Annotated in this window: 31 protein-coding genes and 1 pseudogene; 15 read left to right on the top strand and 17 right to left on the bottom strand. The window is 60.3% G+C overall.

The annotated features are described in order from the left end of the window. The 8 genes from hisG to ABYA88_RS07660 form a co-directional block, all read right to left on the bottom strand. The gene (hisG, locus tag ABYA88_RS07695; RefSeq protein ID WP_373186454.1) at window positions 1-642 is read right to left on the bottom strand and encodes an ATP phosphoribosyltransferase; all 642 of its coding nucleotides are present in this window, start codon (window positions 640-642) and stop codon (window positions 1-3) included. 19 nt (window positions 643-661) lie between these two features. Next, window positions 662-1,924 (bottom strand): UDP-N-acetylglucosamine 1-carboxyvinyltransferase, encoded by a 1,263-nt coding sequence (gene murA, locus ABYA88_RS07690; RefSeq protein WP_373186453.1) that lies wholly within the window; start codon window positions 1,922-1,924, stop codon window positions 662-664. A 64-nt stretch (window positions 1,925-1,988) separates the two neighbouring features. Beyond that, window positions 1,989-2,228, bottom strand: a complete 240-nt coding sequence (locus tag ABYA88_RS07685; protein WP_373186452.1) for a BolA family protein — start codon at window positions 2,226-2,228, stop codon at window positions 1,989-1,991. Window positions 2,229-2,253: 25 nt separating this feature from the next. Then, the gene (locus ABYA88_RS07680) at window positions 2,254-2,559 is read right to left on the bottom strand and encodes a lipid asymmetry maintenance protein MlaB (protein WP_373186450.1); all 306 of its coding nucleotides are present in this window, start codon (window positions 2,557-2,559) and stop codon (window positions 2,254-2,256) included. After that, on the bottom strand, window positions 2,556-3,200 hold the full coding sequence (locus tag ABYA88_RS07675) for a phospholipid-binding protein MlaC (RefSeq protein WP_373186448.1): 645 nt from the start codon (window positions 3,198-3,200) through the stop codon (window positions 2,556-2,558). Before ABYA88_RS07675 ends, ABYA88_RS07680 begins: the two co-directional genes overlap by 4 nt. A 14-nt stretch (window positions 3,201-3,214) precedes the next feature. Beyond that, complete coding sequence (gene mlaD / locus ABYA88_RS07670) at window positions 3,215-3,679, bottom strand: outer membrane lipid asymmetry maintenance protein MlaD (protein ID WP_373186447.1); 465 nt, start codon at window positions 3,677-3,679, stop codon at window positions 3,215-3,217. 18 nt (window positions 3,680-3,697) lie between these two features. Continuing rightward, on the bottom strand, window positions 3,698-4,480 hold the full coding sequence (mlaE, locus tag ABYA88_RS07665; RefSeq protein ID WP_373186445.1) for a lipid asymmetry maintenance ABC transporter permease subunit MlaE: 783 nt from the start codon (window positions 4,478-4,480) through the stop codon (window positions 3,698-3,700). Continuing rightward, window positions 4,477-5,295 (bottom strand): ATP-binding cassette domain-containing protein, encoded by an 819-nt coding sequence (locus ABYA88_RS07660; RefSeq protein WP_373186443.1) that lies wholly within the window; start codon window positions 5,293-5,295, stop codon window positions 4,477-4,479. The genes mlaE and ABYA88_RS07660 overlap by 4 nt, the downstream gene beginning before the upstream one ends. A 231-nt stretch (window positions 5,296-5,526) precedes the next feature. Between ABYA88_RS07660 and ABYA88_RS07655 the strand changes: the two genes are divergently transcribed. The 10 genes from ABYA88_RS07655 (at window position 5,527) to ABYA88_RS07610 (ending at window position 12,493) form a co-directional block, all read left to right on the top strand. Then, the gene (locus tag ABYA88_RS07655; RefSeq protein WP_373186441.1) at window positions 5,527-6,498 is read left to right on the top strand and encodes a KpsF/GutQ family sugar-phosphate isomerase; all 972 of its coding nucleotides are present in this window, start codon (window positions 5,527-5,529) and stop codon (window positions 6,496-6,498) included. A gap of 20 nt (window positions 6,499-6,518) precedes the next feature. Next, the gene (locus tag ABYA88_RS07650; RefSeq protein WP_373186471.1) at window positions 6,519-7,043 is read left to right on the top strand and encodes a KdsC family phosphatase; all 525 of its coding nucleotides are present in this window, start codon (window positions 6,519-6,521) and stop codon (window positions 7,041-7,043) included. Beyond that, window positions 7,043-7,621 (top strand): LPS export ABC transporter periplasmic protein LptC, encoded by a 579-nt coding sequence (gene lptC, locus ABYA88_RS07645; protein ID WP_373186440.1) that lies wholly within the window; start codon window positions 7,043-7,045, stop codon window positions 7,619-7,621. Before ABYA88_RS07650 ends, lptC begins: the two co-directional genes overlap by 1 nt. Beyond that, on the top strand, window positions 7,608-8,144 hold the full coding sequence (gene lptA, locus ABYA88_RS07640; protein WP_373186439.1) for a lipopolysaccharide transport periplasmic protein LptA: 537 nt from the start codon (window positions 7,608-7,610) through the stop codon (window positions 8,142-8,144). Before lptC ends, lptA begins: the two co-directional genes overlap by 14 nt. 11 nt (window positions 8,145-8,155) lie before the next feature. Further along, window positions 8,156-8,896: an LPS export ABC transporter ATP-binding protein gene (lptB, locus tag ABYA88_RS07635; protein ID WP_373186438.1), complete on the top strand. Its 741-nt coding sequence runs from the start codon at window positions 8,156-8,158 to the stop codon at window positions 8,894-8,896. Between the two features lie 83 nt (window positions 8,897-8,979). Further along, on the top strand, window positions 8,980-10,479 hold the full coding sequence (locus tag ABYA88_RS07630; protein WP_373186437.1) for an RNA polymerase factor sigma-54: 1,500 nt from the start codon (window positions 8,980-8,982) through the stop codon (window positions 10,477-10,479). Between the two features lie 91 nt (window positions 10,480-10,570). Continuing rightward, on the top strand, window positions 10,571-10,879 hold the full coding sequence (gene hpf / locus ABYA88_RS07625) for a ribosome hibernation-promoting factor, HPF/YfiA family (RefSeq protein WP_335606708.1): 309 nt from the start codon (window positions 10,571-10,573) through the stop codon (window positions 10,877-10,879). 20 nt (window positions 10,880-10,899) lie between these two features. Then, a complete protein-coding gene (gene ptsN / locus ABYA88_RS07620; RefSeq protein ID WP_373186435.1) occupies window positions 10,900-11,358 on the top strand; it encodes a PTS IIA-like nitrogen regulatory protein PtsN in 459 nt (152 codons plus the stop codon). Between the two features lie 5 nt (window positions 11,359-11,363). Then, on the top strand, window positions 11,364-12,218 hold the full coding sequence (rapZ, locus tag ABYA88_RS07615) for an RNase adapter RapZ (RefSeq protein WP_373186433.1): 855 nt from the start codon (window positions 11,364-11,366) through the stop codon (window positions 12,216-12,218). 2 nt (window positions 12,219-12,220) lie between these two features. Next, window positions 12,221-12,493 carry an HPr family phosphocarrier protein gene (locus tag ABYA88_RS07610; protein WP_373186432.1) on the top strand — a complete coding sequence of 91 codons (273 nt, stop codon included), beginning with the start codon at window positions 12,221-12,223 and terminating at the stop codon, window positions 12,491-12,493. Window positions 12,494-12,505: 12 nt separating this feature from the next. Here the strand turns inward: ABYA88_RS07610 and pmbA are convergent, their stop codons facing one another. Then, a complete protein-coding gene (pmbA, locus tag ABYA88_RS07605) occupies window positions 12,506-13,861 on the bottom strand; it encodes a metalloprotease PmbA (protein WP_373186431.1) in 1,356 nt (451 codons plus the stop codon). Window positions 13,862-13,977: 116 nt separating this feature from the next. Between pmbA and yjgA the strand changes: the two genes are divergently transcribed. The 3 genes from yjgA (at window position 13,978) to egtB (ending at window position 16,804) form a co-directional block, all read left to right on the top strand. Further along, on the top strand, window positions 13,978-14,493 hold the full coding sequence (gene yjgA / locus ABYA88_RS07600; RefSeq protein WP_373186430.1) for a ribosome biogenesis factor YjgA: 516 nt from the start codon (window positions 13,978-13,980) through the stop codon (window positions 14,491-14,493). A 128-nt stretch (window positions 14,494-14,621) separates the two neighbouring features. After that, window positions 14,622-15,599 carry an L-histidine N(alpha)-methyltransferase gene (gene egtD, locus ABYA88_RS07595; RefSeq protein ID WP_373186429.1) on the top strand — a complete coding sequence of 326 codons (978 nt, stop codon included), beginning with the start codon at window positions 14,622-14,624 and terminating at the stop codon, window positions 15,597-15,599. Then, window positions 15,599-16,804, top strand: a complete 1,206-nt coding sequence (gene egtB, locus ABYA88_RS07590) for an ergothioneine biosynthesis protein EgtB (RefSeq protein WP_373186428.1) — start codon at window positions 15,599-15,601, stop codon at window positions 16,802-16,804. Before egtD ends, egtB begins: the two co-directional genes overlap by 1 nt. A gap of 72 nt (window positions 16,805-16,876) precedes the next feature. Here egtB and ABYA88_RS07585 read toward each other — a convergent pair whose 3' ends face one another. The 8 genes from ABYA88_RS07585 to bioB all read right to left on the bottom strand — a co-directional run bounded on the left by ABYA88_RS07585 (window position 16,877) and on the right by bioB (window position 24,704). Next, complete coding sequence (locus ABYA88_RS07585; RefSeq protein ID WP_373186427.1) at window positions 16,877-18,682, bottom strand: phenylacyl-CoA dehydrogenase; 1,806 nt, start codon at window positions 18,680-18,682, stop codon at window positions 16,877-16,879. A gap of 250 nt (window positions 18,683-18,932) precedes the next feature. Then, window positions 18,933-19,724 carry a putative metalloprotease CJM1_0395 family protein gene (locus tag ABYA88_RS07580; RefSeq protein WP_373186425.1) on the bottom strand — a complete coding sequence of 264 codons (792 nt, stop codon included), beginning with the start codon at window positions 19,722-19,724 and terminating at the stop codon, window positions 18,933-18,935. A gap of 24 nt (window positions 19,725-19,748) precedes the next feature. Then, on the bottom strand, window positions 19,749-20,057 hold the full coding sequence (locus tag ABYA88_RS07575) for a hypothetical protein (RefSeq protein WP_373186423.1): 309 nt from the start codon (window positions 20,055-20,057) through the stop codon (window positions 19,749-19,751). 75 nt (window positions 20,058-20,132) lie between these two features. Continuing rightward, entirely contained in the window at window positions 20,133-20,813 is a 681-nt protein-coding gene (gene bioD, locus ABYA88_RS07570) for a dethiobiotin synthase (protein ID WP_373186421.1), read from the bottom strand. A 1-nt stretch (window position 20,814) separates the two neighbouring features. Next, on the bottom strand, window positions 20,815-21,624 hold the full coding sequence (gene bioC, locus ABYA88_RS07565) for a malonyl-ACP O-methyltransferase BioC (protein WP_373186419.1): 810 nt from the start codon (window positions 21,622-21,624) through the stop codon (window positions 20,815-20,817). After that, the gene (locus tag ABYA88_RS07560; protein ID WP_373186418.1) at window positions 21,617-22,345 is read right to left on the bottom strand and encodes an alpha/beta fold hydrolase; all 729 of its coding nucleotides are present in this window, start codon (window positions 22,343-22,345) and stop codon (window positions 21,617-21,619) included. The genes bioC and ABYA88_RS07560 overlap by 8 nt, the downstream gene beginning before the upstream one ends. Then, on the bottom strand, window positions 22,338-23,513 hold the full coding sequence (bioF, locus tag ABYA88_RS07555; protein ID WP_373186469.1) for an 8-amino-7-oxononanoate synthase: 1,176 nt from the start codon (window positions 23,511-23,513) through the stop codon (window positions 22,338-22,340). Before bioF ends, ABYA88_RS07560 begins: the two co-directional genes overlap by 8 nt. 144 nt (window positions 23,514-23,657) lie before the next feature. Beyond that, entirely contained in the window at window positions 23,658-24,704 is a 1,047-nt protein-coding gene (gene bioB / locus ABYA88_RS07550; protein ID WP_373186417.1) for a biotin synthase BioB, read from the bottom strand. A gap of 92 nt (window positions 24,705-24,796) precedes the next feature. On the opposite strand from bioB, the gene ABYA88_RS07545 reads away from it, so the two are divergent. Together ABYA88_RS07545 and ABYA88_RS07540 are read left to right on the top strand one after the other, a co-directional pair. Next, complete coding sequence (locus tag ABYA88_RS07545) at window positions 24,797-25,510, top strand: double zinc ribbon domain-containing protein (RefSeq protein ID WP_373186467.1); 714 nt, start codon at window positions 24,797-24,799, stop codon at window positions 25,508-25,510. 110 nt (window positions 25,511-25,620) lie between these two features. Then, window positions 25,621-25,730 (top strand): annotated as a pseudogene (locus ABYA88_RS07540) (hypothetical protein); the annotation flags it as partial.

The raw sequence follows: 25,730 nt of genomic DNA, 5'->3' as shown, positions 1-25,730 counted from the left end.
TCAGGCAGCACGCTGCTCTACGGCAGCGGCAAGCAGTTCGATCAGTGCCTTGATTCGCGCGTGTTTCATCTTCATTGCTGCCTTGTTGACGACCAGGCGCGAGCTGATATGGGCGATCAGCTCCTGCGGCTCAAGACCGTTGGCGCGCAGGGTATTACCCGTATCGACCACATCGATAATCTTGTCGGCCAGACCGACCAGCGGCGCCAGCTCCATCGAGCCATACAGCTTGATGACCTCGACCTGCCGGCCTTGCTCGGCATAGTAGCGGCGCGCGACGTTGACGAACTTGGTGGCCACCCGCAGGCGCCCCTTGGGCTCGGGCGTACTCACCGGGCCGGCGGTCATCAGCCGGCAATTGGCAATTTTCAGGTCCAGCGGCTCATAGAGCCCCTGGCTGCCGTACTCCATCAATACATCCTTGCCGGCGACGCCCATATCCGCGGCGCCCAGCTCGACATAGGTCGGCACATCGGTGGCGCGGATGATCAGCAGGCGCACATCGGGATCGGTGGTTTCGAAAATCAGCTTGCGGCTTTTTTCCAGATCCTCGAGCGGCTCGATGCCTGCCAGCTTCAGCAGCGGCAATGTATCGTCGAGAATACGGCCCTTGGACAGGGCGATAGTCAGGCTCTGGGTCATGCTTGATCCCTTGTGTGGCTCAGGAGACGCGGCGGATGATACCGCCGAGCATCTGCAGCTTTTCCTCGATGCATTCGTAACCGCGATCGATGTGGTATATCCGGTCGACCAGGGTCTCGCCCTCGGCGACCAAGCCGGCAATAACCAGACTCGCCGACGCGCGCAGGTCGGTGGCCATTACCGGTGCGCCCTTGAGCTTCTCGACGCCGGTGACGATCGCGGTATTACCTTCGATGGTGATATGCGCGCCCATGCGGTTCATCTCCTGCACGTGCATGAAGCGATTCTCGAACACCGTTTCGATGACTGTCGAGGTACCTTCGGCAACTGCGTTCATGGCGATGAACTGAGCCTGCATGTCGGTCGGGAACGCCGGATAAGGCGCGGTGCGCAAATTGACTGCGCGTGGGCGATTGCCCTTCATGTCCAGGGAGATCCAGTTCTTGCCGGTATCGATCTGGGCGCCAGCTTCGGTCAGCTTGAGCAGCACAGCTTCCAGGATCGTCGGATCGGTATCCTTGACTTTGATGCGTCCACCGGTCGCCGCCGCGGCGACCAGATAGGTGCCGGTTTCGATGCGGTCGGGCATCACCGAATAGCTCGCCCCGTGCAGGCTTTTTACGCCGTCGATGGTGATGGTGTCGGTGCCATGACCGGAGATGTTCGCGCCCATGGCGATCAGGCATTCGGCCAGATCGACCACCTCGGGCTCGCGCGCTGCGTTTTCCAGCACGGTGCGGCCGTTGGCCAGGGTGGCGGCCATCAGGATGTTCTCAGTGCCGGTCACCGACACCACGTCAAAGAAGAAATGCGCGCCACGCAGACCACCTTCCGGTGCGCGCGCCTTTATATAGCCCTCTTCGACCGAGATTTCGGCGCCCATGGCTTCAAGCCCACGGATATGCAGGTCAACCGGGCGCGAGCCAATGGCGCAGCCACCGGGCAGAGCCACTTCGGCATAACCGAAGTGCGCCACCATCGGACCGAGCACCAGAATGGAAGCGCGCATGGTCTTGACCAGTTCATAGGGCGCGACCAGCGTGGTGATGCGGGTCGGATCGACCGCCACATTCATCCGCTCGTCCAGCACAGGCTCCACACCCATGCGGCCGAACAACTCGATCATCGTGGTGATGTCATGCAGGTGCGGCAGGTTGCAGACAGTTACCGGTCCGTCAGCCAGCAGGGTTGCGGCCAGGATGGGCAGCGCCGAATTCTTCGCCCCGGAAATGCGGATTTCTCCATCCAGGCGGTTGCCGCCAGTGATGAGCAGTTTGTCCATGTGCAATATGTTCTCTTGTCAGGCGCAGGACGCCAGGTAAGGATGGCCCCGGATTGCGGCAGCGTCAGGCGCGCTGGTTCCAGGCGTCACGGGTAAAGAATTTCATGCTCACGGCGTGAATGCTGCCATCGGCAATCTGATCGCCCAGCAGAGCGTATATCTGCTGCTGGCGCTTGACCGGGCTCATTGCCGCCAGCGAGTCGCTGATGACCATCAGCTGAAAATTGCAGCCCTCGCCCTCGACTACCACTTCGGTATCGGGCAATTGCGCCTCAATCAACTGTTTAACCTGTTCGGACTGCATGAGTTCCCCATCCGTAAAATTGTAATCAGACTGTCAGCGTAGCCAACCAGTCTTCCAGCTCGCAGACCTTGGCAATGCTGCGCAGGCCTTCCGGCAGATTTTGCAAGCGCAGGCTGCCACCATCGTCGGCCAGGGCGCGGGCAGCGACCAGAATCAACGACAGGCCAACGCTGTTGGTCTGGCTGACACCGGCGAAATCGAGTGTGACATTGCCCGACTGCGTCTTGACCGCCTGCTCCAGCTCACCACGCAAACTGACCGCACTGGTGAAGTCCAACTCGCCCTCGAGCCGGATAAGGCCATCGTTGTCACTGGCAATACTGGCGCTCAATTCTCGACCTCTTTTTCGACGGTTTTGGCCGAATTGGCAACCACGTCACCCCAGTTATTGATAACCGCATCGATATCACCGCGATGCGTCTGCATCGCCTGGGCGAACTGGTCACGGAACAGCAGACCCAAGTTGATCCCTTCGACAATCACGTTGCGTACCTTCCACTGGTCGTCGATGCGCACCATGGTATAGGTGACCGGGTACACCATGCCCTTGCTGGTGCGGATTTCCATATCGACGCTGGTGCGGTCGTCACCGTATTTGCCGCGACCGGTAGGAGGCAGCACCTTGATCATCCCGCTATCAAATTCAAGCAGGGCATTGCCATAGAACTGCACCATGCTGCGCTTGAAGGTATCGATGAAACGCTCCATTTGCTCATCGGAGACGCGACCGCTGTAGCGCACAGTCATCACGCTTCGGGCGATACCGCGAAAATCGACCACCGGGTCCATGACCTCGTTGAGACCTTCGAGGAACGCATCAGTGTCCTCTTTATAGGTGTCACGGTTCGCATCCAGAACCTTCATCACCCGCAGCGAGGTGTCTTCTACTACTTCATGGGGCGTAGCAGCGGCCTGCACCGTGAGCGGAACAGCAAGTGCCAGAACCAGCAGTGCTTTAAGCAGAGCTCGCATAGTCATTCTCCGTATTAGTCTTCTTTGCTGACGGTACTGAGCAGAAACCGTCCAATCAGTTCTTCGAGTACCAGTGCCGACTGGGTATCGACGATGCGATCACCATCTTCGAGCATGGTGTCTTCGCCGCCAACACTGATGCCGACATATTTCTCGCCAAGCAACCCGGCGGTAAGGATCGAGGCGGCACTGTCGGAAGGCAAGGTGTTAACGTCGCCGTCAATCGCCATTTCCACGCGCGCAGTGTAACGGTTCTTGTCGAATTCGATAGCCGTAACCTGGCCGATGGTTACACCGGACATCGTGACCTTGGCCCGCGGCGTCAGTCCGGCAATATTGTCGAAGTGGGCATAGACCTTGTAGCTGTCTGCCGTGGGGCTGACGCTCAGTCCACTGACCCGTAGCGCCAGGACCAGCAATGCCATGATGCCAACCAGTATGAACAGGCCGACGGTCAACTCTAGGGTACGGGTACGCATGTTCGGTTTCCTTGCTGATCAGAACATCAAAGCTGTGAGGATGAAGTCGAGGCCGAGTACGGCCAGGGAAGCGTAAACAACGGTGCGGGTGGTTGCCCGGCTGATTCCTTCCGAAGTGGGCTCGCAATCATAGCCCTGGAACACGGCGATCCAGGTAACCACGAAGGCAAAGGCCACCGCCTTGATAAGACCGTTGATGATGTCGCTGCTGAACTCGACCGAGTTCTGCATGTTGGCCCAATAAGACCCGGAATACACGCCGAGCCAGTCGACCGCCACCATCGCGCCACCCCAGATGCCGACCACGCAGAAAATCATCGCCAGCAGTGGCATCGAGATGAAACCCGCCCACAACCTGGGCGCAATAACGTACTTGAGCGGATCGACACCGATCATCTCCAGGCCCGACAACTGCTCGGTGGCTTTCATCAGGCCGATCTCTGCAGTCAGCGCAGAGCCGGCCCGACCGGCGAACAACAGCGCGGTCACCACCGGCCCCAGTTCACGCAGCAGGGTCAGTGCAACCATCTGCCCGACTGCCTGCTCCGAGCCGTAGGTGCTGAGGATATTGTAACCCTGCAGCGCCAGCACCATCCCGATAAACAACCCGGAAACGATGATGATCGCCAGCGACAACACGCCTACCGCATACAGTTGCTTGACGAGCAGATTCCAGCCGCTGCCGAAATTGGAACGGCCGGCAATGGCGTGAAAAAGAAATACCCCGGAACGCCCCAGAGCCGCCAGGACATCCAGCCCAGAGGCGCCCATCAGCGCAATGCGGTCAGAGAAAGTCTTCATTTGCGCTCTCCCTGTCGCAACAGATCATCGGTGAACTCGTCCGCGGGATAATGGAAGGGCACAGGCCCATCCGGCTCGCCGCGCATGAACTGGCGTATCCGCGGGTTATCAGACTCCATCAGTTCATCCGGAGCGCCATGACCCAGCACACTGCCGTCGGCAATCACGTACAGATAATCCGCTATGCTCGCTGTTTCCGCCAGGTCGTGGGAAACCACGACGCTGGTCAGCCCCAGCGCGTCATTCAGCAAGCGGATCAGGCGCACCAGCACACCCATGGAAATGGGATCCTGGCCGACGAACGGCTCGTCATAGAGCAGCAGCTCGGGATCCAGCGCTATTGCCCGGGCCAGAGCCACTCGCCTCTTCATGCCGCCGGAGAGCTCGTCGGGCATCAGCCCATGCGCTCCGCGCAGACCCACAGCCTGCAGCTTGAGCTTGACGATATCGCCAATCATGTCCTCGCTGAGTTGGGTGTGTACCCGCAGCGGGAAGGCCACGTTCTCGAAGACGCTCAGGTCGGTGAACAAAGCGCCGCTCTGAAAGAGCATCCCCATGTTCTGCCGGGCGCGAAACAGGGCCTCGCGCTTGAGTGTGGGAATGTTCTGCCCATTCACCAGCACTTCTCCGCGCTCGGGTCGCAGCTGCGCGCCGATCAGCCGCAGCAGGGTGGTCTTGCCACACCCCGACGGGCCCATGATGCCGGTGACCTTGCCGCGCGGAATACGAATATCCACACCATCGAAAATGATGCGCCCGCCGCGCCTGAAAGTGACCTGCTTGAGGTCAACAATGAACTCTGAATCGTCGATCATAAAAAATCGGGCTTCCTGTCACCGGCAAAGGGCGGGCAAATTGAACGCGCTAATATACCAGTTTGGTGTACCCAGCCCAAGTAACAGCCATCTAATTTGCCGACCGGGCAATATCCGCCAACACTTTGCCCCGCCGGGCAGGCATTCCCGTCAGTGCCACAGCCTGGAACGGGTGAGTTACCCGGCACAAAACGCTATACTCTCGAGCCTGCTAACCGATGAAGTGCGCATATGTCCGATTTTGATTTTACAGCCTCTGCCCGTCGCAGCATCGAAATGGAACGCGACGCGGTTCATAGCCTGCTGGATCGTCTTGACGGCGGTTTCGTCACCGCCTGCAATGCCCTGCTGGCCTGCACCGGCCGTATCGTGGTGACCGGCATGGGCAAGTCTGGCCATATCGGCAAGAAGATCGCCGCCACCCTCGCCAGCACCGGCTCTCCCGCCTTCTTTGTTCATCCCGGTGAAGCCAGCCACGGCGACATGGGCATGATTACCCGGCAGGATGTCGTTATTGCCCTGTCCAATTCCGGCAACACGGCAGAAGTCGTCACGCTGCTGCCGCTACTCAAACGCCTTGGCGTGCCGCTGATCAGCATCACCGGCAATCCCGACTCGATCATGGCCAATGCCGCGCTGGCCAATCTGCATACCGGTGTGGCACAGGAAGCCTGCCCACTGAATCTGGCGCCCACCTCCAGCACCACCACGGCCCTGGTCATGGGGGATGCATTAGCCATTGCGTTGCTCGAAGCACGCGGTTTCAGCGCCGAGGATTTTGCCTTCTCGCATCCCGGCGGCACGCTGGGCCGCAGGCTGCTGTTGCTGGTCGACGACATCATGCATGCCGGAGAGCGCATGCCGCTGGTGACACCTGAGACTTCGCTGCGTGACGCCCTGCTGGAAATGACTCGCAAGGGACTGGGCCTCACCGGAATAGCTGACAATGCAGGTCGCCTTGCGGGTATTTTCACCGATGGTGATCTGCGCCGCACGCTGGATCAGAGCCTGGATATCCATACCTCGAGCATTTCCCTGGTAATGACGCCGCGCTGCAAGACGGTGAGCCAGGGCGCGCTCGCTGCCGAAGCGCTGAAAATCATGGAGGACGCGAAGATTAACGGTCTTTTCGTGGTCGATCAGGATGGCAAGCCGGTAGGCGCACTGAACATGCATGATCTACTGCGCGCGGGGGTGGTATGAGCGAAACGGACCTTAATACAATGCATGCCGACCTCAACCGCCGTGCAAGCGCAATTCGCCTGGCTATATTCGACGTCGATGGCGTGCTCACCGACGGCAGATTGTTTTTCATGCCCGATGGTACCGAATTCAAGTCGTTCAATACCCTGGATGGCCATGGCATCAAAATGCTCATGGCCTCGGGCGTCGAAGTTGCAATCATCAGTGGCCGCAAGTCACCGCTGGTCGAGAAGCGTGCGGCGAATCTGGGTATCAAGCACCTGATTCAAGGGCGCGAAGACAAGCTCAATGCGCTGACCGAGCTAAGGGAACTGCTGCCGTTCGAGCTCGGGCAGATCGCATTCCTGGGTGACGATCTGCCAGACCTGCCGGTGATGCGCCGAGTGGGCCTGGGTATGGCGGTAGCCACCGCTGACAGCTTTGTCCGTCAGCATGCCCACGGCGTCACCACAGCGGGCGGCGGTGCCGGCGCGGCGCGGGAGTTCTGCGAGCTGATCATGCGTGCGCAGGGCTCGCTCGACCAGGCGCAAGGGACTTATCTCTGATGCCTACCATCCCACGCTATCTGCGCACCGCAGGACTGATTGGCCTGGTAGTGTCACTGGCATTGGCCGTGGGGTATTTCAATATTCGGCCCTCCTCGTTCGACACCGCCCCCCTGGTGATCGATCCGCTACAACCGGATTTTTTCATGGAAAACACCCGGATCCTGATGCTCAACCAGCAGGGAACGCCGACTTACCAGCTACACAGCGAGCGAGCGACCCATCAGCGCGACGACGACAGCACACTGCTGGAACAGCCGAACCTGTTGTATTATCGCCTGGGCGAGGAGCATCCCTGGCTGCTGCAAGCGCAACAGGGCACTGTGACCCAAGGTGGCGAGCAGGTCGAAATGATCGACGACGTACTCCTGCAGCGCCAGGACCCGTCGGCACCCACCGCACGCTTGACCACGCAGGCTCTGACGCTCTACCCCGAGCGCGATTATGCCGAGACGGCACAAAGCGTTAGAATCGAGACCGCCGGCAGCGTTACCACTGCCACCGGCATGCAGGTTTTTCTAGATGACGGCCGCCTGGAGCTGCTGTCCAACGTACGAGGTCAGCATGAGCTGCAATAAATTCCTGCCTTTTGCCGCACTGTTGCTGGTTACGAGTCTGCCGGCGATGGCGCTGCCCCAGGACAGCAATCAGCCGATCCGCATCCAGGCCAACAGCGCCACGCTGGATGAGCGCCGCAACACCGCGGTATATAAGGGCAACGTGATAATCACCCAGGGCAGCATGCGTCTGACTGGCAATCAGGTTACCCTCAATACCGACAGCGAAGGCGCCGTAAGCAAGATCATCAGCCAGGGCAATCCGGCCACCTACTCGCAGACACCCGACGCCAACGACGCCGACGTCAATGCCCGGGCGCAGACGATCGAGTACTTCGCCGACACCGAGCGTGTGGTGCTGATTGACCAGGCGCGCCTGGAGCAACGCGGCAACACCTTCCAGGGCGACTACGTCAGTTACGACATCAACAAGCAGGTGGTTGATGCAGGCCGTCCGACAGCGGGCGATAAAGGCGAGCCCGGACGCATCGAAATCGTCATCCAGCCCCGCCCGAGTAATAAAAGTGAAGCCCCCAATCCATGAATGGATCCGCCATGATCGCCCCCGCCGCTACCACGCTGGAAGCACGCCACCTGGCCAAAGCGTATAAATCGAGAAAAGTAGTGGAAGACGTCTCGCTGTCCATTCGCAGCGGCGAGGTCGTTGGCTTGCTGGGACCCAATGGTGCAGGCAAGACCACCTGTTTCTACATGATTGTTGGCCTGGTCAAGGCCGACCACGGCCATATCCTGATTGGTGGCATGGATGTAACCCATCTGCCGATGCACGGCCGCGCGCGTCAGGGTATTGGCTACCTCCCCCAGGAAGCATCGATTTTTCGCAAGCTCAGCGTCGCCGACAACATCATGGCCATCTTGCAGACGCGCAAGGACCTGGATCGCAAGGGCCGACTTGAGAAGCTGACCTCGCTGATGGACGAATTCCACATCCGCCATCTGGCCGACAGCAAGGGTATGAGTCTGTCCGGAGGTGAGCGCCGCCGAGCGGAGATTGCACGTGCACTGGCGACCGAACCCAAGTTCATCCTGCTCGACGAGCCCTTTGCCGGCGTGGACCCGATCTCGGTGAATGACATCAAGCAGATCATCCAGCATCTGCGGAGCAAGGGCATCGGCGTACTGATTACCGATCACAATGTGCGCGAGACCCTGGATATCTGCGACAAGGCCTATATCGTCAGCGACGGCCACATCATTGCCGAGGGTAACGCTCAGGCCGTGCTCAACAATCAACTGGTCAAGGACGTGTATCTGGGCCAGGAGTTCCGGCTATAAAAACATGGTCAATTCAGGCATGCTAGATTTAGGCCGGATTCGAACAAACGCCAGAAATAGCGCATAAGGTAGTACGTCCTATAATGAAACCCACGCTCGTCCTCAAGATGGGGCAGCAGCTGACGATGACACCTCAGCTGCAGCAGGCCATCAGACTGCTTCAACTATCGAGCCTCGACCTCCAGCAGGAGGTTCAGGAGGCCCTGGAAGCCAATCCGATGCTGGAGATGGCAGACGAGGGTGACGACGACCATGGCAGCGCCGGTTCCGACGCGGCAGACAGCGACGAGGCGCCAGCAGTATCCGTGCCCGAGCCGGTCGAAATGGACGCCATCGAACAGCATTCCCAAGCAACCGAGGAAGGCAACTGGAATGAACAGATCCCCAGTGACCTGCCGGTAGATACGCAATGGGAAGATGTCTATCAGACATCAGCCAGCTCACTCCCCAGCGGCGACGATGATGACTGGGACTTCACCTCCCGCACCGGTACCGGTGAAACGCTGCAGAGCCACCTGGAGTGGCAACTGAATCTTATTCCGCTTTCCGAAACCGACCAGTTGATTGCCCTGTCGATCATCGACGCGATCAATGCCGATGGCTATCTGGAGGAGTCTCTCGAAGACATCCTCGCTTCCATTGATCCTGAACTTGAGGTCGAGCTTGATGAGATCGAGATGGTGCTGCACCGGATTCAGCAGTTCGAGCCGGTCGGTGTGGGTGCCCGTGATCTGAGCGAGTGCCTGCTACTACAGTTACGCCAACTCCCGGCCAATACGCCGCTGCTGGAACAGGCGCAAAAGGTCGTGGGTGACCATCTGGGACTGCTCGGCAGCCGTGATTTCAGCCAACTGATGCGGCGCACGCGATTGAAGGAAGATCAACTGGGCCGCGTGATCGCGCTGATCCAGACGCTGAATCCGCGCCCCGGTTCGGAAATCGCCTCCGGCGAGCCCGAATACGTGATCCCCGATGTGATCGTAAGACGCGACAGCAACCGCTGGATAGTCGAATTGAACCAGGAGTCGGTACCCAAGATCCGGGTCAACAGCCAATATGCATCGATGGTGCGACGGGCGGATTCCAGCCAGGACAATACATACCTGCGCAATAATCTGCAGGAAGCACGCTGGTTCATCAAGAGCCTGCAGAGCCGCAACGAGACGCTGATGAAGGTCGCCACGCAGATCGTCGAGCACCAGCGCGAGTTTCTCGAATATGGCGAGGAGGCGATGAAGCCCCTGGTACTGCACGACATCGCAGAGGCGGTGGGCATGCATGAGTCGACGATATCGCGGGTCACCACTCAGAAATTCATGCACACACCGCGCGGTATTTTCGAACTGAAATACTTTTTCTCCAGCCATGTGGGCACCGCCGAAGGCGGCGAATTCTCTTCCACAGCCATACGCGCACTGATCAAGAAACTGGTCTCTACAGAAAACCCGAAGAAACCATTGAGCGACAGCAAGATCGCTGGTTTACTGGAAGAACAGGGAATCGATGTAGCCCGCCGTACGATCGCCAAGTACCGCGAGTCGCTCAACATCGCACCATCAAGCGAACGCAAGCGGATTGTCTGAGCGGCGGGCCTGATACGCACAGCACGACAGGTGGCACAATGGGGAACCGACTTCGTTTCCCCGTTTCATCAAGCCAATCAGGAGAAGTCATATGCAACTGAACCTAAGCGGTCATCAGCTAGACATTACCGATCCATTGCGCAATTACGTGAACGAGAAAATGACCCGACTGGAGCGTCATTTCGACAAAATAACCAACGTTCAGGTAATTCTGGAAGTCGAGAACTTCAGACAAAAGGCCGAAGCTATCCTGCATGTTGCCGGTGGCGAAGTAGTAGCCAACGCCGAGCATACCGACATGTACGCGGCGATCGACCTGATGACAGACAAGCTCGACCGCCAGCTGATAAAGCACAAGGAAAAGAACCTCAATCGCCAGCAAGGCGTCAACGACCGCTAAGGCAACCGTAGCCAATACCCATGCAAATTGACCACATACTCACCCCCCAGCGCACCTTCGCCGATGTGCAGGGGGGCTCGAAGAAAAGAATGCTCGAGCTGATCGGCAAGATGATTGCCCAGCACAGCCATCTCGACCCCGACAGCATCTACCAGAACCTGATAGCCCGTGAGAAGCTCGGGTCTACCGGCTTCGGTAATGGTATTGCCATTCCACACTGTCGGCTGGGAGACTGCCACAAACCGATCGGCGCCCTGTTCCAGCTGCAGTCAAAGATCGACTTTGATGCACTCGACGGCGAGCCGGTCGACCTTATCTTTGTCCTGCTGGTGCCCTCCGAGGCTACCGAGCAGCACCTGCAGATCCTCAAGATGCTGGCCGAGAAGCTCGACCAGGCAAGCCTGCGTGAGGCGCTGCGCGAAGCAGAAGATGCCGAAGCGCTTTACCGCATCATGACTTCCGCCGACTCGGACAATTGATCGCCATGCATCTGGTCGTCGTCAGCGGGCGTTCCGGTTCGGGCAAGAGCACCGCGTTGCACCTGCTCGAGGACAACGGCTTCTACTGCATCGACAACCTGCCGGCCGGGCTGTTGCCGGACCTGGCCCGTCAGGCCAACAAGGCAGGCATGAACCTGCCCAAGGTCGCCATCAGCATCGACGCGCGCAACCTGCCCAGCGACCTGCAACGCTTCCCTGACCTGCTGGAACAGGTACGCGACAGTGGCATCACCTGTGACGTGATCTTTCTTGCAGCAACCGACGAAGTGCTGATCAAGCGTTTTTCGGAAACCCGGCGCAAGCATCCGCTGACTGACCAGAGTCACTCGTTGGCAGAAGCCATCGCGGCCGAACTGCGCCTGCTCGAACCGATCATAGATCTGGCCAACCTGAAGATCGATACCAGCCACCTGAACCTCTACCAGTTACGCGACACCCTGAAGCAGCGCCTGCTCGGCAGCCAGGGCAGCGCGCCCTCGGTGCTCATCCAGTCCTTCGGTTTCAAGCGGGGCGTGCCGGTCGATGCCGATCTGGTGTTCGACGTCCGCTGCCTGCCCAATCCGTACTGGAAACCCGATCTGCGGCAGTTCTCCGGTAGCGACCAGCCCGTGCGCGATTACCTCGATGCCCAGCCGGACGTACAGGAAATGTACCAGGACATCCGGGTATTTCTGGAAAAGTGGCTGCCTCGCTACGCCGCCGGTGAGCGCAGCTACATGACCATCGCGATAGGCTGCACCGGCGGCCATCACCGCTCGGTCTACATAGCCGAAAGACTGCGACAGGATCTGGGCAACAAGACAGCAAACATGCTGATCCGTCACCGGGATGTCCCCTGACCATGCTCACACGGCGCACTCCGATCATCAACAAACTCGGCCTGCATGCCCGCGCCGCAGCCAAGTTTGTCGGCGTCGCCAGTCGTCACAAGTGCGAAGTACGCATAGGCTCAGCTGAAGACAACCAGGTCAACGGCAAGAGCATCATGCAGGTCATGATGCTTGCAGCCGGCAAAGGCAGTGAAGTCTGCATCACCTGCGAAGGCGAAGATGCAGACCAGGCAATGGCGGAGCTGCTGGCGCTGATCGAAGATTATTTCGAGGAAGGGGAATAAGCGAAGCTACTTTTACTCCCCTCCCACCGTCATCCCGTCCACCAGCCAGCTACCGGTCAGATTGTTGCCACGACGCTCGGTATCCGAACCGACGCAGCGCAGGTTGGCGAACATGTCCTTGAGATTGCCGGCGATGGTGACTTCCTGCACCGGATGCTGGATCTTGCCATCCTCGACCCAAAACCCGCCCGCTCCGCGTGAATAGTCTCCGGTTACGCCGTTGACACCCTGGCCCATCAGCTCGGTGACCAGCAAACCGGTGCCCATCTCCTGTAGCAACTCATCAAGGTCGCCAGCATTGCTGGTGATGTGCAGATTGTGCACACCGCCGGCATTGGCGGTACTCGGCAAGCCGAGCTTGCGGCCGGAGTAGGTGCTGAGCACCCAGCTGTGCAGTTTGCCCTGGTCGACAAAAGCCTGCTCGCGAGTCGCCAGACCATCACCATCGAAGGCCGAGCTGCCAAGTGCGCGTGGCAGATAGGGCCGTTCGTCAATGGTTACCCAGGAGGGAAAGATTGGCTGCCCCAATGCGTCGAGCAGGAAAGTCGACTGGCGATAGACCGCGCCCCCGGCGATGGCTCCGATCAGGTGGCCGAGCAGGCCGGATGCCTGGTCAGCGGCGAACAACACCGGCACCTTGGCTGTCTTGATCGGCCGTGAGCCCAGCCGCGCCAGGGTACGTTGGGCAGCCTTGCGTCCCAGGGCTTCAGGGCTCGGCAGCTCGCTGGCCTGACGGTCTACGTCATACCAATAGTCGCGTTGCATGCCCTGCTCGGAGGCGACGATCATCACCGCCGAAGCACTGTGGCGCGTACCCATCGAGCTGCCGATAAAACCGTTACTGTTGCCATAGACGCGGCAGCCTTTCTGGGTGCTGACGTTGGCACTGTCGCTGGTCAGGCGCGGGTCGGTGGCCAGCGCTGCAGACTCGCAGGCTAACGCCCGTTCGATCGCCTCACCGGCGTCCACCTCCCACGGGTGGTAGAGATCAAGATCGGGCAGATCCCGCGCCATCAGCTCCGGATCGGCCAGCCCGGCATAACTGTCTTCCGACGCATGACGGGCAATACCCAGCGCTGCCTGAATAGCTGCCCCAATGGCCTGGTCAGAGGTATCCGAGGTACTCGCAGAACCCTTGCGCTGGCCCACATGCAGGTTGATCGCAAATCCCTGGTCACGATTGAACTCGACAGTTTCCACTTCGCCCTGGCGCACCGCTACCGACAGGCCGGTATTCTGGCTCACACCTACTTCACAGGCTGTCGCGCCCTGCCGGCGGGACTCCTCGAGAATGTAGGCAACTCGCTGTTCCAGGTCCTGGCGCAGCGCGTGGGGGTCATCGTGTCGGGCGGGTTGGTAATCGGTCATGTAATCTCCTCTCAGGCGGCCATTGTACCGCGGACAGCCCCGCTGTGAACGGGTATCATGGCGCATTGACCAGTAACCGCATGCAGTACCCGCAGGCGGGCCGCAACGAGGTGACCATGACAGACTTCTATGATGAGGAACAGGATGACGAGGGCGTCAGTAGATCGCAACTCAAGCGCGAACGCGATGAGCTGCGAGCCCTGGGCCGCCGTCTGATTGACCTCAAGCCTGCCCAGCTGGCCAAGCTTGATCTGACCGACAAGCTGCTCGCCGCATTGGAAGAGGCACCGCGACATACAGCCCGCGGCGCGCTGAAACGCCATCTCAGTTTTATTGGCAAGCAGATGCCGGACCAGGACGTGGACGCCATTCGCGCCTACCTGGACCGGCTCGACAGCAGCAGCCAGGTTCATGCCCAACATTTCCACCAGATTGAACGCTGGCGTGACCGGCTGCTCAGCGGCAGCGCCGAGGACCAGGAAGCCTTCATGACAGCCTATCCGCAGACTGATCGTCAGCAACTGCGTCAGCTGATTCGCCAGGCCGCCAAGGAAGCGGCTGAAAACAAACCGCCAGCGGCCTCGCGCAAGATATTCAAGCTGGTACGCGAGACGGTGGAACAGGATATCTGAGCCGTTCGGGCTGCGCGCCGGCGCAGCTCGCTCCATTGCACCGACAACTCCCACGATCTCTCCTGTATTGGCGAAAGCGCCGACGCGGTGCTAGGTTTTCAAGACACTAGCCCCACAGGATTTCCATCGTGAACCTCGCCATGCCGCTCCCCCGCATCGAGAACCGTCTGTGCAGGAATCCCGCCGGAGAGCGTGCAGAATTGCTTGCAGGCCTCCTCCAGCCCGAAGCCCGGATCAACCCGAAATACTTCTACGACGATTTGGGCTGCGAGATATTTACGCGCATCTGCCAGCTCGACGAGTACTACCCGACGCGAACCGAGGAAAGCATTTTCAGGGCTTATGCGCAGCAGATGGCCTGCCAGCTGCCCGATAATGCGCAGTGGATTGACCTGGGCTGCGGGGATTGTGCCAAATCCCGCCGCTGGATGGATGGACTGGCACCGGACCGCCTGATCGGCATCGATATCGCGGCGGACTTTCTAGGCCTTTCCCTGGCCGACCTTGCCGCCGGATACCCGCGGGTTGAATGCGTCGGTGTTGTCAGTGACTTTACCCAGCAACTCGATATTGCCGGGCTGCTGGCAGAACGACCAGACAGTCCGCCGGTGTTTTTCTACCCCGGCTCGTCGATCGGCAACTTTGCCCGCGCAGATGCGCTGCACCTGCTACGCAGCATTCACCACCACTGTGGCAGTGCGGGGCGCCTGCTGATCGGGGTAGATCTGGTGAAACCGACGGACATTCTCGAATCCGCCTATGACGACGCCGAAGGCGTCACGGCGGGATTCAATCTCAACGTGCTCAACGTGGTAAATCGGGAACTCGATGGCGATTTCCAGCTCGAAGACTTCAGACACCGAGCGATCTTCGATCGGCAGCAAAGCCGTATAGAAATGCAACTGGTCGCTAAACGCGACCTGGTTGTGCGGCTTGGAGACAGCAACCGGTCATTCCGAGAAGGAGAGCACATCTTGACCGAGTACTCGCATAAATATACTCCCGACGGCTTTGCAGCCATCCTGAAGGAAGCGGGCTACGCCCAGCCAGCTGTGTGGACTGATCCCGACGGCTGGTTCGGCATCTTCCTGGCGGGGCCAGTCTGATGAGTCTGCACCAGACCCTCACCCGCGCAGCGCTGCTCAAGACGCGCTTCCAGCAGACCCGCACCTACAGCATGGAGCTGGTCCAGGGGCTGAGTGCGGAGGACTGCCAGCTGCAGTCGATGAACGACGCAAGCCCGGTCAAGTGGCACCTTGCGCATACCAGCTGGTTTTTCGAAACCTTCATCCTGGCAGAGGTGCCCGAGGCGCCCGAACCCTTTGATGACAGCTTCAAGGTGCTGTTCAACTCCTACTATTTAGGCGTCGGCGATCGCCATCTGCGCGCAGAGCGAGGCCTGTTATCACGCCCGACCCTTCGCGAAGTAATGCGCTACCGCGGACATATTGATCAGCACATGCTCGCAGCGCTGGATGCGCAGAAACTGACCGCCGCACAGATGTATCTGCTCGAGCTGGGATTGCATCATGAACAGCAGCACCAGGAGCTGATCACGACCGATCTCAAACATCACTTTGCCTGCAACCCACTGCAACCGGTCTGGCAAAGTGAGTCGGTCGACCAGGCGCCACAAGCCGGCGCCAGCGAATCAAAGGGTTATGTGGCCTTCAGTGGCGGCCTGGTGGAGATGGGTCACCAGGGCAAGCTATTCAGCTATGACAACGAGCTGCCAAGGCACAAGACATGGCTGGAACCCTTCGAACTGGCCACCCATAACGTCAGTAACAGGGAGTATCTGGCATTCATGCTAGATGGTGGCTATAGCCGACCGGAGCTCTGGCTGTCAGACGGTTGGGATAGGGTCTGTCAGGAGGGTTGGCAGGCACCTCTCTACTGGCAGCACAGCGACCAGGGCTGGAGTACCTTTACTCTGCGTGGACGGGTTGCGGTGGAACCGAACGCAGCGGTAAGCCACCTGAGTTTCTACGAAGCCGATGCCTACGCACGCTGGGTCGGCGCCCGACTGCCTACCGAAACCGAATGGGAGCTTGCCGTCTGTGAGTACAGTTCATTACATGGACTGTTCGATGAGGTCTGGCAGTGGACCAACAGCGCCTATCTGCCCTATCCCGGCTACAAGCCGGCGGCGGGAGCTGTGGGCGAATACAACGGCAAGTTCATGATCAACCAGATGGTGCTGCGCGGCAGCTCTCTGGCAACCCCGCCCGGCCACGCGCGCGCCAGCTATCGCAATTTCTTCCCGCCGCAGACCCGCTGGCAATTTTCCGGACTGCGTCTGGCACGTTGAACGGGTTTTCAGGCTCCAACAACAAAAAAGGCCGCCCCTTGCGGGAGCGGCCTTCGTTTCGCCAACTGGCTATCAATAGCCCAGTGCGAAGTTCTCTTCTGCCATGTCCATCAGGTTGTCAGCACCCGACAGCATCGCATCAACGTGCATGCGGGTGCGCGGCAGGATGCGCTGGAAGTAGAAACGCGCAGTCTGCAACTTGGCCTGGTAGAAAGCCTCGTCAGCGGTGCCTTCAGCCAGCTTGGCCGCAGCAACGCGGGCCATGTCCGCCCAGAAGTAGGCCAGGCACGCGTAGCCGGAGTACATGCAATAGTCGACCGATGCGGCACCGACCATTTCACGATCCTTCATCGCAGCCATACCGATCTTCATGGTGAGCTCGCCCCATTCCTTGTTCAGCGCATTCAGCGGAGTAACAAACTCCTGAATGGCTTCGTTACCCTCTTCGGTCTGGCAGAACTTGTGGACGATCTTGGTGAAGCACTTCAATGCTTCTCCCTGGGTCATAAGCACCTTACGGCCGAGCAGGTCCAGCGCCTGAATACCGGTAGTACCTTCATACAACATGGAGATGCGGGCATCACGTACGTTCTGCTCCATGCCCCACTCGGCGATGAAACCGTGGCCACCATAGATCTGCACACCATGGTTAGCCGCTTCAAAGCCCACTTCGGTCATGAATGCCTTGGCGATCGGCGTGAGGAAGGCCAGTAGCGCATCGGCCTGCTTCTTCTGCTCTTCGTCCTGGCTGTTCTTGACGATATCCACCTGCTTGGCGGTGAAGTAGACCATTGCCCGGTTACCCTCGGCAAAGGCTTTCATGGTCAACAGCATGCGGCGTACATCGGGATGCACGATGATTGGATCAGCCGCCTTCTCGGGGGCTTTCGGACCCGTCAGCGAGCGCATCTGCAGGCGATCGCGGGCATACTGGATGCCGCCCTGGAAACCGACTTCGGCATGGGCCAGGCCTTGCAGCGCGGTACCCAGGCGGGCGGTATTCATGAAGGTGAACATCGCATTCAGGCCCTTGTTCGGTGGTCCGATCAGGAAGCCGGTGGCGCCGTCGAAGTTCATCACGCAGGTAGCGTTACCGTGGATGCCCATCTTGTGCTCGAGCGAACCGCAGCTGACGCCGTTACGCTCGCCCTTCTCGCCGCTGGCATCGGGCAGGAACTTGGGAACGATGAACAAGGAAATACCCTTGGTTCCGGCGGGTGCGTCGGGAAGACGCGCCAGGACGATGTGGACGATGTTCTCGGCCATATCATGCTCACCGGAGGAGATGAAGATCTTGGTGCCGCTGAGCTTGTAGCTGCCATCGGCCTGGGGCTCGGCCTTGGTACGCAGCATGCCCAGATCCGTACCGCAATGGGATTCGGTCAGACACATGGTGCCGGTCCACTGACCGGAAACCAGCTTGGTCAGATAGGTATGCTTGTGCTCGTCAGTGCCATGGGTCGCAATGGTATTCATGCAGCCATGGGACAGACCGGGGTACATGCCCCAGGACCAGTTGGCCTGGCCGACCATTTCGCTCACTGCCAGACCCAAGGACTCGGGCAGACCCTGGCCGCCGTGATCCACATCGTGGGCCAGGCTCGGCCAACCGCCTTCAACGTACTGGGCGTAGGCTTCCTTGAAACCGGTCGGCGTCTTCACACCCTCCGAGCTCCAGGTGCAGCCTTCGCTGTCACCCACCCGGTTCAGCGGGGCAATGACCTGCTCACAGAATTTGGCGCCTTCTTCGAGGATGGCGTTAACCATGTCCGGGGTCGCGTCTTCGCAGCCGGGCAGGCTCTTGTAGTGTTCTTCATATCCCAGAACCTCGTCACGGACGAAGCGGATGTCACGCAGGGGAGCCTTGTAATCTGGCATGGTACTTGACCTCAACGGTTATAACGGGATGCAAGAGCAGCTGTTGGCTGCGGATTAGGTGCTGCTTTGGCAGCTGATTCAAACAGACGTTTGAAACATACGTTTAGACCCGCTTTATGTCAAGTGCCAGTGAACCGCGACTGATTAAAAACTTTGTAACCGGCAGACCCTTTGGCCCAGCGCGACAGAACCGCCCACAGCCCCGCATCCGGGACGCATGGCAAGAAATCAGGTTACGGAAAGAGATAAATCAGGCGCTGGCGCGAAAGGCCGCCTGTTCGGATAAAGCAGGCGTCTCTATCTGGCGATAGGTGGCGAGTTCACGTGTTCCGGAAGCCACCGGTACTGGCTCCGTCGGCTGGCCGCTTTGCGCCTCGTCTTTCTCGTCATCTGTGGGCGCATCAGCAGCAGCACTGGATTCGCCCTGAACATTGCGGGTAGCTACCTCGGCACGCGCCTGGGCAATCATTTGTGCGGCCTGAGCCGCTACCGCCCGATCAGCGCCAGAGGGCTCGGCAGGCGCCAATGCGGCCCGCTGGACCTGCTGCATCTTGGCGATCGTTGCTGCCGGATCGCCCGCCACCGGAGATATGTCGATCGAAACCGACCCGCCGGTAGCGTATAACCGGCCATCGGGGCCGCGGCTGTAATCGTAGCTGACCGCGCCGGCATACTGCCCGCCGACCGCCATGTGCGCCTGTTCATGGGCGCGCACCTCACGGTCGCGGGCTGACAACTCGCGAATTTCGGTCTGCTCGACCATTTCCAGCTCGGCTTCCTTGCCGGTCAGCTGCTGACGCACCCGAGCTTCGCGCTGTCCGTCCTCGGAAGCTGCCGCACCGGTAGAATCGGCAACTCGGGAAAACGACGAAGCGCCGCCCACCTGCTCGTCGTTAGTGGCTGGGACGTTGCTGGTATTGGTGAGCGTGCCAGCAGTGGATTTCGGCGCCTGTTGGTCGGCCGGAGTCGGCCGCAGAGGCTCTGCGCGACTGAACGAGGGGGAGTAGAAAGACGATGGTAAAAAAGAGCCTATGCTGCTCATGGGCGATCCGATGACCTGATTAACTCAGGCAGTAACGTCCAGGAGTGTACCCAGCACTTCGGATGCGGTGTCGATAACAGAAGCGCCCGCCTCGACCTCACGACGTCCCTGCTGCAACTCGACCATACTGTCCACCAGATTGACCGGGCGATTACTGTCGACCGCCGTGGTGGCCGCAGGTTTGTCGGTCGCTGGCTGCAGGGGAACTGCCTGGGACGCAGCAGGATCCGACTGGGTGCCCACGCGAGCGATCTCCGCGGCTGCAGTCGATGCGCGGTACTGTCCCTGACGGACACTGTTCATACCGGCTGACATCAGATCGAGACTGGCCATGGGCACTTCCTCCAGTAAGTAGTTACCGCCATTGAAGCACAAAGCCACTATGCGGAAAACCGCGTCTGGCGGCTTTCAGACCAGCGGCGTGATATCCAGACGATCCGCTACCAGATCCGCACTAGCATTTTCCAGCCAGGGTACGAAGCCCAGGTAAGGCGCCTTTATCACCTGCTTCAGCGTTGCCAGATTCTCCTGCGGGCGGCTCATGTCCGGGTCGACCTGATTGGCCACCCAGCCGGCCAGATGCAGCCCGTCCGCAGCAATAGCTTCAGCGGTAAGGATCGCGTGATTGATGCAACCCAGACGCATGCCCACCACCATGATCACCGGCAGACGCAGATCACGCGCCAGGTCGGCCAGGGTCTCCTGCGGATTGAGCGGCACGCGCCAGCCACCCGCCCCTTCCACCAGCGTGAATTCCGCGTTGCGATCAAACACCTGCAGACAGCCGCCGGCCAGCAGTTCGACCGTCAGATCGGCGCCCTCCTCGCTCGCGGCGATGTGCGGCGCGATAGCGGCTTCCAGGGTGACCGGATTGATCAGCTCATAGGCCAGTGCCGGGCTGCATTGGGCCTGCAGCGCCAGGGCATCCTCGTTGCGCAGCCCATCGGCCGTGCGTTCACAACCCGCCGCCACAGGCTTAGCGGCCGCGGTGGTAATCCCGGTACGCCGAGCCGCGCAGAGCAGGCCGCAGGCAATGGTGGTCTTGCCGATCTCGGTGTCGGTACCGGTCACAAAGTAGCGCTTGAGCATGTCATGACTCCTTGAACATCAGAACCTGCGCCACCTGGTAGGTGGCCGGCAGGCCTTCGGGTTGGCGAAACGCTTCGTAGGCCTCGGTCAGTGCGCGCAGCCGGGCCCGCCCAGTCAGGCCGCCCGGCCTGCCCTGATTCAGATTGTGGGCACCCAACGCCTTGAGTTCGCGTGTCAGATCGCCCAGTTGAGAGTAGCGCAGGACGTGAGGTTCAACGTCACAGCGCCAGCTGGCAAAGCCGGCAGTGCCCAGCAGCTCCTGCAACCGCGTCGTGGGCATGAACCGGTTGACGTGTACGAAGCCATCCACCGTTTGCCACGCGCGCTGCAACTCATATAGCGTGCCGTCGACCAGAGTGTTGAATGCCAGACAGCCGCCGGGCCGCAATACCCGCCGCGCTTCGGCGAGCGCCTGCGCTAGGTCGGGGCACCATTGCAGCGCCAGGCTGGAGAAAATCAGATCCTGAGACGCCGGACGCAGGGGTAGCGCTTCGGCGTCCGCTACGACCCAGCGCGGATAATCAAGCAGCAGGTGCTGCTGCGGGTCGACAGACTGGCGGGCAAAGCGCAGCATGCCCTCTGCCAGATCCAGACCGGCTACGGGCACTGCGAAGCGCTGCGAGAGTGCCCGGGTGAAATAGCCGGTGCCGGCGCCCAGGTCGACTATATCGCGAGCCTCAAGCTGTATCGCCAGTCGCGCCAAGAGGTTGTGTCCGACGCTGCGCTGAAAGGCCGCGGCCTGGTCATAGGTGGCCGCGGCGCGACTGAACGACTCGGCTACCCGTTGCTTGTCTATGGTCGCCTCAGACATCGGCTGACTCCAGCAAGCTGGCAATCTGCTCGGCCAACCAGAGCGGCTGTTCGAGCGGCAGGGCATGACTGGCGTCAGGATGCACGGCCACCTGCGAGATCGAACCGGATGGATCGCCAAGCTGCCTCAACAGCTCAGCCGCACCCGCAGGCACCAGAGTGTCATTTCCAGCCAGGCAGTGCAGCATCGGCGCCGCACTGCGCGCCAGCGGCACACGGTTATCCAATACCGCCAGCACGGCCAGTGCATGCAGCCGCTGCTCAGGATCGGCCTCGTCCCACTGCAGCGCCTTGCCCAGCACGCGTCGCTGCCCACTGCCCTGGGTAACCAGCAGGGCAAACCGCTTCAGGGCCTTTTCCGGCTCGCTGCGCATATCGGCATAGAATTGCTTGAAGGTCTCCGCTGGCATTGCCGCCGGCCAGTCAGGCCGCGTGACAAAGCAGGCATTGCTGGCAATAGTCACGACTGCGCTGAAGCGTTCGGGATAACGTCGTTGCAGCTGTACAGCCAACATGCCACCGAGCGACCATCCCACCAGGACACCCGGGCTCAGGGCTTCGGCCAGCGCAGCCAGATCCGGCTCCATGCTGGAAAGCTGAATGGCCGGCAAGGCATGACAGCGCACCTGACTGCCCGGCAGCCGCTCCAGCAGCGCTCCGCGCAGGGGTTGCATGGTTTCCGTTGCCATTGCCCATCCGGGCAGCAGACTGATTTCAGGCATCAAGATGCTCCGGCAAATGGGTGATTGCCTGCTGCAGGCCAGCAATCAGCTGCGCCACATCGTCTTCGCTGTGCGCAGCGCAGAGGGTCACGCGCAATCGGGCGGTGCCCTGCGGAACCGTCGGCGGACGAATTGCGGTAACCAGAATGCCCCGATCGCGCAGCGCGGCAGAAAGCGCCAGCGCCCGGGCACTGCTACCGACCAGAATAGGCTGGATCGGGCTGGGACTGTCCATCAGCTCCAGCCCCAGATCTTCGACGCCGGCACGGAACAGGCCAATCAGCCGTTGCAGGTGCTCACGACGCCAGTGCTCGTCGCGCAACAACTGCAGGCTTGCCAGCGTCGCGCAGGCCACTGCCGGCGGCTGGCTGGTGGTATAGACATAGGGGCGGGCGAACTGGATCAACGTCTCTATCAGGTCCTCACTGCCGGCAATGAACGCGCCAGCGGTACCGAAACCCTTGCCCAGCGTACCGATCAGCACCGGCACATCCTCCAGGCCCAGGCCAAAATGCTCGACGATGCCACCCCCATTCTTGCCCAGGCAGCCGAAACCGTGTGCATCGTCGACCATGACCCAGGCATCACGAGCCCGGGCAGTCGCGCACAGGGCTGGCAGATCGGCCAGATCGCCGTCCATGCTGAAGACGCCATCAGTCACCACTAGGGTGTTCCCTGTGGCTTTAGCCAGGCGGGAAGCGAGGCTGGCCGGGTCGTTGTGCAGGTAACGCGAGAACCGGGCGCCACTGAGCAGACCTGCATCCAGCAGGGAGGCGTGATTGAGCCGGTCCTGCAGTACCGTATCGCCCTTCCCCACCAGCGCTGTCACCGCACCGATATTGGCCATGTAACCGCTGGACATCAGCAAAGCGCGGGGGCGCCCGGTAAATTCCGCCAGCGCCTGCTCCAATTGATGGTGCGGCTCACTGTGGCCGATCACCAGATGCGACGCGCCGCCGCCGACACCCCATTTACCAGCCCCTTGGACAAAGGCATCAACCACCTGCGGATGATTGGCCAGGCCGAGATAGTCGTTATTACAGAACGCCAGCAATGCCTGGCCATCAACGGTGACCCGGACACCCTGGGGCGACTCGAGCAGGGGTCGCTGGCGATACAGGTGAGCAGCACGGCGCTCAGCGAGACGGGACGGCAGGTCGAACGGCATAGGGCTCACGCAGTTGCAGGCGGCAAGTTTCAGGTAGCAAGCTGGCCGGGCATACTGATAGTTGGATTGATCGGGGACTTGCTGCGGGTGCCGAGAGCACCCGCAGCTTGTCGTCTGTCTATTGAAACTTGAGCCGGCTGTTCTTCAGCCCGCCGCGTTGACAAACATTTCGCTGTCACGCTGCTCGACCAGAGCCTGCTCGATGGCGGCCTGATGCACTTCGTCATCATGCTCCTGGCGCTCCTCGGGCTTGATACCCAGGCGATCGAACAACCGCATGTCCTTCTCGGCCTGCGGGTTGGAGGTGGTCAGCAGGCGGTCGCCGTAGAAGATCGAGTTGGCGCCGGCGAAAAAGGCCAGGGACTGGGTCTGCTCGTTCATCTGCTCACGGCCGGCGGACAGCCGCACGTGGGACTTGGGCATCATGATGCGGGCTACGGCCAGGGTACGGATGAAATCGAAGGGATCGACGTCCTCCTCGTTCTCCAGCGGTGTTCCCTTGACCTTGACCAGCATGTTGATCGGAACGCTCTCGGGATGCTCGGGCAGATTGGCCAGCTGGATCAGCAGACCCGCACGATCTTCGATCGACTCGCCCATGCCCAGAATGCCGCCGGAGCAGATCTTCATGCCCGCATCCCGCACGTAGGAGAGTGTCTCAAGACGATCACCGAAGGTGCGGGTGGTAATGATTTTGCCGTAGAACTCCGGCGAGGTATCGAGGTTGTGATTGTAGTAATCCAGGCCGGCATCGGCCAGTGCGGCGGTCTGCTCCTTGGTCAGCTTGCCCAGGGTCATGCAGGTTTCCAGGCCCAGCTTGCGTACGCCCTTGACCATCTCGAGCACATAGGGCATGTCCTTCTCGGATGGATGCTTCCAGGCCGCGCCCATGCAGAAACGCGTCGCGCCGATCGCCTTGGCCGCCAGCGCCTCGTCCAGCACCTTTTGCACTTCGAGCAGCTTTTCCTTTTCGAGCCCCGTATTGTAGTGGCCTGACTGCGGGCAATACTTGCAGTCTTCCGGGCAGGAGCCGGTCTTGATCGACAGCAACGTGGAAACCTGAACCCGGTTGGCATCGAAATGCTCGCGATGGACAGTCTGGGCCTGGAACAGCAGGTCATTGAAGGGCTGACGGAACAGGGCCAGCACTTGTGCCGGAGTCCAGTTGTGGCGGGTCACGGAAGCAGTCATGAATTCGATCCTAGCAGTTGCACGGTAAACGTCGTTAGTTGAAGCTATGCATCGCATGATAGCGGCGGCAAGGAGGCTGTCAACCATTGAGCATGCTTCAGGTTTACAGGTGGTTAAAAAACACACAGTCAGGCCGGTGTCTGCTCTGCCTGGGTGACGGACCCCAGCCCACAGCCGGGATTTGTGATGCCTGCCGCGCTGACCTGCCCTGGCTGGGTAGCCAATGCCGACGCTGCGCCCTGCCGCTGCCGTTCGAGAACCAGCTCTGCGGCAACTGCCAACAGCATAGCCCCGCCTTTTTCCAGGTGGTCTCCCCGCTGCTCTACCGTTTTCCGCTCGACAGTCTGATCCCGGCATTCAAGTACCACGACCAACTGATCTATGGCAGAGCGATGGCTCGTTTGCTGGCCGAAGCAGTCCACTTTCACTATTGCGAACAGGATCAGGCGTTGCCTGATCGCGTGTTGCCGATGCCTCTGCATCGCAGCCGCGAAGCGCGCCGCGGTTTCAATCAGGCGTTGGAGCTGGCCAGACCGGTCGCCGCGCATCTGCAGATCCCCCTGTGCCGGCGCAGTCTGCTGCGGGTGCGCCATACCGAAGCCCAGCAGGGGCTAAGCGCCGACGATCGCAAGCGCAACCTGGCCGACGCATTCCAATGCCCGCCATCAGCTGCGGTCTCCGGTCTGCATCTGGCCCTGGTAGACGATGTGGTCACCACCGGCGCCACCGCCGACGCCGCCAGCCACGCGCTGATCGAGGCCGGAGCTGCCAGCGTGAGCATCTGGTGCATAGCCAGAACACCCTGAGCCACCACCAGGCAATCTGCTACGCGCCGCTGGTTGCTTGTCGCTTGCAGCTTGAAGCTTGCCTTTATAAGCGCCACCATAGCCTCCCATACCTTGCCGGCTGCTGAATAATGGACGCGCAACACCCCTTCGCCCTGCTCACCCCCGATACCGTGCTCGATGCGGTCGAATCGCTGGGTTTCCTCAGTGATGCGCGCACCCTGACGCTGAACAGCTACGA

The sequence above is a fragment of the Halopseudomonas sp. genome, assembly GCF_041579695.1.
Classification (GTDB): domain Bacteria; phylum Pseudomonadota; class Gammaproteobacteria; order Pseudomonadales; family Pseudomonadaceae; genus Halopseudomonas.
The sequence above is the reverse complement of the archived record's forward strand: the minus strand, read 5'-3'. Positions and strand labels throughout refer to the sequence as shown.